Raw genomic sequence first — 746 nt, forward strand, 5'->3', positions numbered from 1 at the left:
TTGGCTGGCGAATTGATTTTGGATAGTCAGGCTTGTTTGTTTTTTGGCGGTCTCCCCCTTGGTTTTGGCTGAATTGGTGGGTTGATGGGCCGGGTGCGGTTGTTATCCGGGATCAGGTCGGCATGACGGCGCAGGCGATAGCTGGCGCCCTCGATATGGACGACGATGGCATGATGCAGGAGACGGTCCAGCAGGGCGGTGGCGACGACGGGATCGTTGAAGACCTCTCCCCATTCGGCAAAGCCACGGTTTGAGGTGAGGATCATGGCACCGCGTTCATAGCGGGCGTTGACGAGCTGGAAGAACAGGTTTCCACCGCCCGGGATGACGGGCAGGTAGCCGATCTCATCGACGATGAGCAGCTGGGGCCGGCATAGGAAGCGCAGGCGTTCGCGCAGATTTCCCTCGCGCTCGGCCTTGGCCAGGGAGGTGATGAGGTCGGCCAGGGTCATGAAATAGACGGAATAGCCGCCTTTTACGGCTTCCACGCCCAGGGCCAGAGCTAGGTGGGTCTTGCCGCAGCCGGGCTGGCCGAGGAAATGTAAGACCTCATGGCGGGCGATGAAGTCCAGCTGGGCCAGGGTCATGATGCGGTTGCGGTCCAGCGAGGGCTGGAAGGAGAAATCAAACCCCTCCAGGGTCTTGATGTTGATCAGCCGCCCCATCTTGAGGGCGGCCTTGATGCGCCGCCCCTCGCGCAGGGTCAGTTCCTCGCCCAGCAGGCCCTCCAGCGCCTCCAGGGCAGA

The 746-nt window shown here is 61.9% G+C and carries 1 protein-coding gene; it reads right to left on the reverse strand.

All coding sequences use genetic code 11. From position 1 onward, the window contains the following. Window positions 1–26: 26 nt before the first annotated feature. Window positions 27–746: IS21-like element helper ATPase IstB (gene istB / locus ACM9LZ_RS25940; RefSeq protein ID WP_416622389.1), on the reverse strand; the 720-nt coding region annotated here is incomplete at its 5' end.

This window comes from Niveispirillum fermenti (genome assembly GCF_048066175.1).
In the GTDB taxonomy this organism is placed as follows: Bacteria; Pseudomonadota; Alphaproteobacteria; order Azospirillales; family Azospirillaceae; genus Niveispirillum; species Niveispirillum fermenti.